A 9,233-nucleotide genomic window follows, 5' to 3' on the forward strand; every position below is an offset into this window, starting at 1 on the left:
GGCAGCCGATGACGGACTGGCTCCTGGCCCTGCTGGTCACGGGCATACACCTGAGTGCGGTACAGATCACGGGCAGCGGGGATGTCCTGGCGTGGCCCGACAGAGAACAGAGGATCGCTGCCTACACCGCGACAGCCACAGTGGCGGCGGTCATCGGCAGCTTCATCACGGCTGCCGTCACTCTGTACGCCGCATCCACCGGGCAGCGCATGCGGGCGCTGCGTACACATCCCGTACAAGGGCCGCAGTTCCGCCGGAACTGGATGAGCATCCTGAGTGCGACGTTGGTGACCTCAGGGTTGTGCCTACTGTCCATCATTCTTGACACGACAGAGCGTGATCCGGGCGGGGCGCACTGGCTTGCGGAAGTGGCCGTTACCTTGGGCGCGGTGCGGGCGGCACGGCTGGTGTGGCTGTTCGGCAGAGTCATCGCGGGAGGCGACATCGACCTCGCGGATGGTGCAGCGTCCCTGTCGGGGCCGACACCGACGTCGCCCGGTTCCGGCGTGACGGCTGGGAGCGGACAAAGCGGATCCACCTGAGCGGCTTGCCGCTCAGAGCCTCGCCGGTAAGGCACTCCGCTGCGTGTGAGTTCAAATCCTCGGCGGCCCGTACTGCACAACCTGCGTCGATGCATCCAAGCCCTCTGTCCGCTGCCCCTTCGGGCAGCTCCCGCACGGCTTCCAGGGGACAGTCAGGGGACGGAAGGACCCGGAAGGATCAGGAGACCCAGTGCGCAGCCAGGATGCTTGCAGGCGACTGACCTGCGAGTACGGGAAGATCGAGGCAAGATCGGGAAGCGGTCGGAAGATCCGAAAAGGACTCATAATCCGTCGGCCGTGGGTTCGAGTCCCACCCGCCCCACCCGGGCTTGGCAGCGCAGAAACGATCTGACCTGCCGAAACGTAACAGCGAGGGCCGCCACGTAAACCGTGGCGGCCCTCGTTTCACTCTCCCGACGGCCAGTGGGCCACCTGATGGCGGCGCCTGGCCCCCTCCCGCCCCGCCCCGATCCGGGGCCCGCCCGGGAGCGCTCTCCGACTCCCTCGCCCGGCCCGCTCCGGGGTGCTGTCGATCTTGACTGGGGTGGGTTTTGTCGGAGGTTCCTCCAGGAGGGAGGGGGGATGGTCGCATCTGCGATGGAGATCCGTCTCAAGTTTTCCAAATGCGAGGCGATCGCGCTTATCTTGTCGCACATGCAGTCCTACACGATTGGGCAGGCCGCGCGTCTGCTCGGCGTCAGTCCTGACACCGCTCGTCGCTGGGCGGACGCCGGGCGGGTCGCCACGCATCGCGACGAGGGCGGGCGTCGGCTCATCGACGGCCGGGATCTTGCCGCGTTCTCCGTCGAAGTCGCGCAGAACGGGGGCGGTACGGGGGAGGACGACGTCTCGTACACCTCCGCACGCAACGCCTTTCCCGGCATCGTCACCGCGGTGAAGCTCGGTGACGTGGCCGCGCAGGTGGAGATCCAGGCCGGGCCCCACCGGCTGGTCTCGCTGCTGACCCGGGAGGCGGTGGAGGAGCTCGGCCTCGAGGTCGGGATGCAGGCCACGGCCCGGGTGAAGTCCACCAGCGTGCACATCGATCGGATCTGAGCGGCGACGTTCGGCCGCTGGTTGCTGCGTGCCGGTCGCCGGTTGCCGCTCGTCGGTCGCTTTGTCGTCATTCCTCGTACTTCCGCTAGGAGTCCCAGCCCATGTCCCCGAAGCACCCCGCGTTCACCGCTCGCCGCGGTGCCGCCGCCGTCGTGACCGTCGCGCTGCTCGTCCCGCTCGCCGCCTGTGGCAGTGATGATGACGACGACGCGAGCAAGCAGGGCGGCGGTGACAAGAACGTGAACCTGACCGTTCTTGCCGCCTCCTCGCTCACCGATGTCTTCGCCACCGCCGAGAAGGTGTACGAGGAGGAGCACCCCGGCACGAAGCTGACGATCTCCCCTGCCGGGTCGCAGGAGCTCGCCGCGCAGGTCAAGCAGGGGTCGCCGGCCGATGTGCTGGTGACCGCGGACACCAAGACCATGGACGGGCTCAAGGGGGAGACCGGCACGCCCACCGTCATCGCCAAGAACCGGCTCGTGATCGCCACGCGTGAGGGCAACCCGGACAAGGTCAAGGGGCTCAAGGACCTCTCGAACAGCAAGCTGAAGGTCGTTCTCGCCGACGACACGGTGCCCGTCGGGCGCTACAGCAAGCAGGTCCTCGACAAGCAGGGCGTCGACGTGCAGCCCGTCTCCAAGGAGGCGAACGTCCGGTCCGTGCTCAGCAAGGTCGAGCTGGGCGAGGCCGACGCGGGCATCGTCTACAAGACGGACGCCGCCACCGCGCCCGACAAGGTCGACGCCGTGGCGATCCCGGACGACCAGAACGCCGTCGCCTCGTACCCGGCCGCGACCCTCAAGGGCTCCAAGAACGGCGACGCGGCCGCCGCGTTCGTGAAGTGGCTCAGCACGCCCGAGGCGCAGAAGATCCTGCGGGACGCGGGCTTCCAGAAGCCGTAGCCGAGCAGTTCACGTCATGATCCCGACTCGTTTTCGTCGCCCCGCCCGGTCCCGTCCCAGGGCCCGGGCCCGGGCGCGTACGCCGCTCACGCTGGCCGTGCCCGCCCTGCTCGCCGTCGCGTTCCTGCTGCTGCCGCTGGTCGGCATCCTCGTACGGACCGAGTGGAGCGACCTCGGCGCGCATCTGACCACGCCCGGTGTCACCCAGGCGCTCAAGCTCTCGCTCCTCGTGTCCTTCTGGGCGCTCGGTCTTTCCCTGCTGCTCGGGGTGCCGCTGGCCTGGCTGCTCGCGCGCGTCGACTTCCGGGGCAAGGCGCTGGTCCGGTCCCTCGTGCTGCTGCCGATGGTGCTGCCGCCGACCGTCGGCGGTGTCGCGCTGCTGCTCGGGTTCGGGCGGCGGGGGCTGCTCGGGCCCTGGCTGGAGAACACCTTCGGGATCGTCCTGCCGTTCCACACCTCGGGCGCGGTGGTCGCGGCGACGTTCGTGGCGATGCCGTTCCTCGTGATCAGCCTGGAGGGGGCGCTGGGCGGGCTGCGGCCCGGTTTCGAGGAGACCGCGGCGTCCCTCGGGGCTTCTCCGGTACGGGTGTTCCTCACCGTCACCCTGCCGATGGTCGCCCCCGGGCTCGCCGCGGGGGCCGCGCTGACCTGGGCGCGGGCGCTCGGCGAGTTCGGCGCCACGATCACCTTCGCGGGCAATCTGCCGGGGACGACGCAGACGCTGCCGCTCCAGGTGTATCTGCTGCTCCAGGATTCGCCGGAGGCCGCGACCTCGCTGTCCCTGCTGCTGCTCGCCATCGCCATGGCCGTGCTCATCGGGCTGCGCGGGCGGTGGGCGGCGGGGGCCTCGGTGCGGGTGCGGACCGCCGGGCCCGCCGCCGCGGACGACGACGTGGCGACCGAGCCGCCCCACCGGATCGCGCAGTCCGGGCAGCCGACGGAGAAGTGGTCGCTGAACGCCACCGTCACCGGCTACAACGAACTGACCCTCGACGCCGAACCCGGCACCACCATCGCCGTCGTAGGGCCCAACGGCGCGGGCAAGACCACCCTCCTGCGCGCCCTGCTCGGCCTGACGCCGCGCGCGCGTGCGGAGCTGCGGCTCGGGGAACGCGACGTCACCGCGCTGCCGCCGCACCGGCGCGGGGTCGCCTGGGTGCCCCAGGAAGGCGCGCTCTTCCCGCATCTGAACGCGCTGGGCAACACCGCCTACGGGCTGCGCGCGCAGGGCGTCCGGCGTGCCGAGGCCCGCGCGGAGGCGCAGTCGTGGCTCGACCGGCTCGGCGTCGGGCACCTCGCGCACCGCAGGCCCGCCCAGCTGTCCGGCGGGCAGGCCCAACGGGTCGCGCTGGCCAGGGCGTTGGCGGCGCGGCCCCGGCTGCTGCTGCTCGACGAGCCGCTCGCCGCGCTCGACCAGACGACCCGCGCGCATGTCCGGCACACCCTGCGGCGCCACCTCGACGGCTTCGGCGGGGTCTGCCTCATCGTCACGCACGATCCCGTCGAGGCCGTGTCCCTCGCCGACCGGGTCCTCGTGCTCGACGAAGGGCGTACGTTGCAGGACGCGCCGCCCGCCGAGGTCGCACGGCACCCGCGCTCGCCCTGGGTGGCGCGGATGCTCGGCCGCAACGCCTGGCCCGGCACGGCGGATGCCGACGGGAGCCTCGAACTCGCGGGGGAGGGGCGGCTCGTCGTCGCGGATCCGCTCGACGCGGGGACGCGGGCGCTCGCCGTCATCGCGCCGGAGGCCGTGTCCGTGCACCGCGAGAAGCCGGAGGGCAGTCCGCGCAACGTGTGGCCGGGGACGGTGCGGGAGATCACCTCCGCCGGGAGCAGGCTGCGCGTCCTGATCACCTCGGAGCGGGCGCCCGACCTGGTCGCCGAGATCACTCCGCAGGCGGCGCTCGAACTGGGGCTCGGGGACGGGGTCGAGGTGTGGACGAGCGTGAAGGCGACGGAGGTGTCGGTGGTGGAGCTCTGAGTCGTCGGCCGCCGGCCGTCGGCCCCCGGCCGTTGTCCCTCTATCTATTCCTCGCGGGTCAGGTTGTAGGCGTTCACGCCCTCGATCATCAGGGTGTCCATGTCGGGGTGGACCGTGAGGGTCAGTACGTAGTGGGTCGAAGGGCAGCGGAGGAAGGCGACGGCGGACTCGGTGAGCCGGACCCTGCCGTCGCCCAGGTCGGTGATGCCCTGCGGTGCGGGGACCTCCGCGAGCCACGCGGCCAGTTCCGGGCCGAGGCGGGCGGTGTAGGTGGTGGCCGTGCCCGATGACACTTCCCTGCGGCGCAGGACGTCCGCGTACGCCGCGAGTCTGAGGACGTCGGCGATGTGCTCGTCGAGGCCGATCCAGGGCAGGCCCTCGTTCTCCTCCACCCCGTACGTGCCGTCGGGCAGGCGCCTGCGGTGGCGGACCGCCCAGCCGGTCTTTCCGTGGCCCGACAGGACGCGCCCGATCTCGAAGCCGTCCCGACTGCCGTCCTGGAGGCACACGATGACGGTTCGTCCGCCGTGTTCGGTTCTCAGGAAGAGCTGCCGGTGCGCCAGTACCCGCTGGAGCGACCGGTCGACCTTGGGTGAGCCCACGCGTACCTCCCGACGGCGGCAGGTTGGTGACTGTACGCGGTCATCTCCCTGCTGAACATGGGGCGTGGTGCGTGGTCCCCGCCTACAGCGGTGCCTGCCAGGTCACCGTCGTGCCCGCCTCCACGCCGTCCGTGGCGCCGTCGTCGTACACCGTCAGACGTACGCCCGTCCTGCCGTCCGGCAGCGTCGCCCGCGCGTCGACCGTGACGTCGACACGGCTGACGTCGGTGCGCCGCGACGTGGTGGCGAGCGCCCGGCGCAGGGCCGCGAGGAGACGGCCCGCCGCCGGCTCCGTGACCTGTGTGTCGACGGCGCCCGCGAAGTGCGTCGACGGCTGGACGCCGAGCACCGCGGCCGCGCCCGCCGTCTCGCGCAGGACCTTGCCGCGGAACGTGGTCGGGGCGTCGGCGGGGGGCTGCTGGAGCGCGAAGATCGCCGTACGGACTTCCTGGATGGTCGACTCCAGCTCGTCCACGGCGTGGTCGAGGGTGGACTCGACCGTGGCCGACCTCGCCCTGCGGCGGGTCGACTCCAGCATCATGCCCGTCGCGAACAGCCGCTGGACGACCAGGTCGTGCAGGTCGCGCGCGATGCGGTCGCGGTCCTCGAAGACCGCGAGGCGCTGCCTGCTCTGCTGGGCGTCGGCGAGTACGAGGGCGAGGGCCGCCTGCGAGGCGAACTGTGTGGCGAGCAGCCGCTCGGCCGGGGTGTAGGCGGGGGCGCCGCGCCGCCGGGGCAGCGCGAGCGTCCCGATCAGCCGCCCGCCCGCCTGCAACGGCAGCATCATGCTGGGCCCGAAGCGGGCGCGCACATGCGTGGTCATCCGGGGATCGGTGGCCGAGTCCTCGATGAACACCGGCTCCCCGCCGAGCAGTTGCTCGAGCACCGCGCTGCCGGGCTCGATGGTGGTGCCGATGAGGTCGTTGTGCCCGGCGTCCTGACGGGAACCGGCGGCGGCGCGGGGCGCGGGGGAGCCGGGGGCGTTCGGTGCCGGTGGGGCGGGGTGGGCGGGGGTGCGGTCTTGGGGGTGGCTGATATCGGTCGGGTGGGGGGTCTTGGGCGAGGGGTGGGGGCGGGTGTCGTCGTCCGCTTCGCGGGAGGTGCGGCTCCCGGTGGGGGCGGTGTCGGGTCCGTGGGAGGCCCCGCATCGGGCGCGGGGGGTGTCGGGTTTGTGGGGGTGCCCGGTTCCGGTGGGGACGGCGTCCGGTCCGTGGGAGGCCCCGCTCCCGGCGCGGGTGGTGTCAGGTTTGTGGGAGGGGCTGCTTCCGGTGGGGGCGGTGTCAGGTCCGTGGGAGGCCCCGCTTTCGGCGCGGGGGGTGTCAGGTTCGTGGGAGGCCCCGCACCCGGTGCGGGGGGTCTCCGGTTCAAGGGAGCCCTCGCTTCTGCCGCGGGGGGTGTCCGGTTCAAGGGAGCCCCCGCTCCCGCCGCGGGCGTCGGCCGATGTGCCCCAGCCGTGGGGGGCGCCGTCCGTGGCCGCGGCGACGATGGTCATGCCGCCGGAATCCGTGGGCTGGAGGATGACGCCCGCTGCCGCGCCGGCGAGGATGCGGGCGCGGTCGGCCACCGTCATCAGGGCGTCCACCGCCGCCTCGCCGGTGAGCAGGGCCGTGGTGACCGCGGCGGCGCCCTCGATCCAGCGTTCCCGTTGGCGGGCCGTTTCGAAGAGGCGGGCGTTGCCGATGGCGATGCCCGCCTGGCTCGCCAGGACCTTCAGGAGCTGACGGTCCTCGTCGGTGAAGGGGCCCCACGCCTTGTGGGCGAGCAGGAGGTCGCCGAAGGCCTCGTCGTGGACGTGGATCGGCATGCCGATGGAGTCGCCCGCGGCGGCGGACGCCGGTGGTGGCCGGTCGCCCGCCACGAACAGTTCGGCCCGGCCCCCGTGGGCGGCGGCGTTGACGTGCAGTGCGCCGTGCTCCGCCCCGGTCAGCCGGGCCGCGCTGTCCACGATGTGCTGGAGCGTGGCGCGGAGTTCGAGGTCCGTGCCGACGCTGAGGACCGCGTCGAGGAGGGGCATCGAGGGCAGGGGGGCGTCTGCTCCTTCGGGCATCTCGGTCACGTACTACGTACTCCGTGGTCGGGGGAGACGGGCCGCAGGCGCAGGTCAGCCGGACAACGGGGCCAGGGCCAGCGGTTGGATCTTGCCCTCCAGCATCGCACCGAGTCCGAGCACAGCGCACACATCAGGCCGTTCCGCGATATGTACGGGCATTCCGGTCGCGTCCCGCAGCATCTGGTCCAGGCCCGGGAGGAGCGCGCTGCCGCCGACCATCATGATTCCGCGGTCGGCGAGGTCCGCCACGAGGTCCGGCGGGCAGTCGCGCAGGACCTTGCCGATGCCGTCGAGCACGGCGGTCAGGGGGGTGTGGATCGCGTCGCGGACGGCGGCCGTGTCGACCTGGACGGAGCGGGCGAGCCCCGTCGCGACGTCTCTGCCGTGGATCTCCGTGGACTCCGGGCCGTGCGGGGTGAGGCCGTTGCCGCTGAGGGCGAGCTGGAGGGGGCGTACGGACTGGGACGGCAGCATCAACTCGTGCTGGTGGCGCAGGTGTTGCACGATCGCGTGGTCGATGGCCTCGCCGCCCACGGGAATGCGTTCGGCGGTCACGATCGAGCCGAGGGAGAGGACCGCGACCTGGGTCGTCGCCGCGCCGCAGACCAGGATCATCGTCGCTTCCGGGCGCTCCACGGGGAGGCCGCAGCCGACCGCCGCCGCGATGAGCGTGTCCACCAGTTCGACCCGGCGGGCGCCGAGCCCGACCATCGTCTCGACGGCGGCACGCTGGGCCAGCGGGTCCGCGTCGTGCGGGGTGCAGGCGGCGGCGCGGAGCCGTGGCTTGCGGCGCAGGGTGCGGCGGAGCTTCTCGCCGAGGAGGTGACGGAGCATCCGCTGGGCCATCTCGATGTCGACGACCGTGCCGCCGGAGACGGGCCTGACGACCCGGATGTAGCCGGGCGTACGTCCCGTCATCTGCTCCGCGAACTGACCGACCGCGATGAGCGCGCCCGTCCGTGTGTTCACGGCGGCGGCGCTCGGCTCGTCCACGACGAGGCCCGCGCCCTTCACGAACACGCGCGTGCGCGCGGCTCCCAGGTCGACGGCGATATGGCAGCGGCGCAACTGCTCCAGACTGACGGTCATGGCAGATCCTCCCGAGAGCGCAGACCGTACGGACCGTCGGACGGCGGTCCTGTCTCGCATCGTGCGGCGGGCGCGGGCGGCGCGCGCGCTGGAGTGCGCCGGGCGGGGTGCCGCCGCACGGGTGGTCTTCGCGGCGTCGCAGGCAAGGCGTTCTCCCCGCGCGGGGTGAACGCCCTTGGCGGGAAGGTTCCCTGACGGCGTTGCAGTCGGCCGTGGCGCAGCGGTGTCTGTGGCTGTCGCCGTGACCGAGGAGGCGGTGCCCGTGCCCGTGCCTGAAGACTGATCCGAGGCGGGCGGCGCCCCGATACCCCCCGGTACCAACGGCCCCCCGATCCCCGGTTCCAGTGGACCCGGACGCCTCCGTGGCGAAAAGGCGGATACTCGCCGATCTGGTGCCTTTGCGTACGTCCCCGGGGTTTGCGCTGCGAGGGGCTTGGGGGGCGTCTTGGGGAGGGGCCCCGCCTTGGGTCCTGGGAGGGCTTCGGGGGATCTCGGCTCGGGGGCTCTCGGCAGGGCTGGGGGCCTTCGGGGGTGCCAGGGGGGGTGCCCTTGGGGGCCCCGGGAGGCCTTGGGAGGACTGCTCCTTGAGAGGTCTCCAGGCAGGCCTGGGGGAGGCCCTCGGGGGCGCTCGGGGAAGGCCCTTGGGCGGTTTCCCGGTCAGGTCTTGGGGAGGTCCTCGGGAGTCTCCCAGGGGGCGGCCCTTGGGGAGGGGCGCGGGGGAAGTCCGCCTTGGGGAGATCTCGGGAGGGCCCCGGCTCGTGAGGCCGGACTCCCGGGAGGAATCGGGCAAGCCGCCCCGAGCCCCCGGAGGGGAACGCCTTGGGAGAGGTCCCGTCTTGGGGTGCTCCTTGAGGGCTCGGCTTGGGCGGATTCTGGTGGGTGCCGGGGAGGCTCTTGGGGGTCTTCAAGGGGGCGGCTCTGGGGGGGCTCGGGCCTCGGGAGGTCCCACCTTGTGGTCCTTGAGGGCTCGGCTTGGGCGGATTCTGGTGGGTGCCGGGGAGGCTCTTGGGG

The 9,233-nt window shown here is 72.3% G+C and carries 7 protein-coding genes and 1 tRNA gene; 5 read left to right on the forward strand and 3 right to left on the reverse strand.

Annotation, left to right across the window (positions count from 1 at the left end):
• The first annotated feature begins 8 nt into the window (after window positions 1-8).
• The 5 genes from ACFWZ2_RS24515 to ACFWZ2_RS24535 all read left to right on the forward strand — a co-directional run bounded on the left by ACFWZ2_RS24515 (window position 9) and on the right by ACFWZ2_RS24535 (window position 4,481).
• Entirely contained in the window at window positions 9-542 is a 534-nt protein-coding gene (locus tag ACFWZ2_RS24515; RefSeq protein ID WP_384549017.1) for a hypothetical protein, read from the forward strand.
• Window positions 543-794: 252 nt separating this feature from the next.
• A tRNA-Ser gene (locus tag ACFWZ2_RS24520) sits at window positions 795-864 on the forward strand.
• A gap of 332 nt (window positions 865-1,196) precedes the next feature.
• A complete protein-coding gene (locus ACFWZ2_RS24525; protein ID WP_384549074.1) occupies window positions 1,197-1,598 on the forward strand; it encodes a molybdopterin-binding protein in 402 nt (133 codons plus the stop codon).
• Window positions 1,599-1,699: 101 nt separating this feature from the next.
• Window positions 1,700-2,500, forward strand: a complete 801-nt coding sequence (gene modA, locus ACFWZ2_RS24530) for a molybdate ABC transporter substrate-binding protein (protein ID WP_384549019.1) — start codon at window positions 1,700-1,702, stop codon at window positions 2,498-2,500.
• Between the two features lie 16 nt (window positions 2,501-2,516).
• The gene (locus ACFWZ2_RS24535) at window positions 2,517-4,481 is read left to right on the forward strand and encodes an ABC transporter permease (RefSeq protein WP_384549020.1); all 1,965 of its coding nucleotides are present in this window, start codon (window positions 2,517-2,519) and stop codon (window positions 4,479-4,481) included.
• 44 nt (window positions 4,482-4,525) lie between these two features.
• On the opposite strand, the gene ACFWZ2_RS24540 is transcribed toward ACFWZ2_RS24535, so the two are convergent.
• From ACFWZ2_RS24540 to ACFWZ2_RS24550, 3 genes are all read right to left on the reverse strand, one after another.
• Entirely contained in the window at window positions 4,526-5,083 is a 558-nt protein-coding gene (locus ACFWZ2_RS24540; protein WP_384549022.1) for a hypothetical protein, read from the reverse strand.
• A gap of 82 nt (window positions 5,084-5,165) precedes the next feature.
• The gene (locus tag ACFWZ2_RS24545; protein WP_384549076.1) at window positions 5,166-7,130 is read right to left on the reverse strand and encodes a GAF domain-containing protein; all 1,965 of its coding nucleotides are present in this window, start codon (window positions 7,128-7,130) and stop codon (window positions 5,166-5,168) included.
• Window positions 7,131-7,184: 54 nt separating this feature from the next.
• Window positions 7,185-8,222 (reverse strand): rod shape-determining protein, encoded by a 1,038-nt coding sequence (locus ACFWZ2_RS24550; RefSeq protein ID WP_384549024.1) that lies wholly within the window; start codon window positions 8,220-8,222, stop codon window positions 7,185-7,187.
• Between the last annotated feature and the right edge of the window lie 1,011 nt (window positions 8,223-9,233).

Source organism: Streptomyces sp. NPDC059002, from assembly GCF_042740435.1.
Taxonomy (GTDB): domain Bacteria; phylum Actinomycetota; class Actinomycetes; order Streptomycetales; family Streptomycetaceae; genus Streptomyces.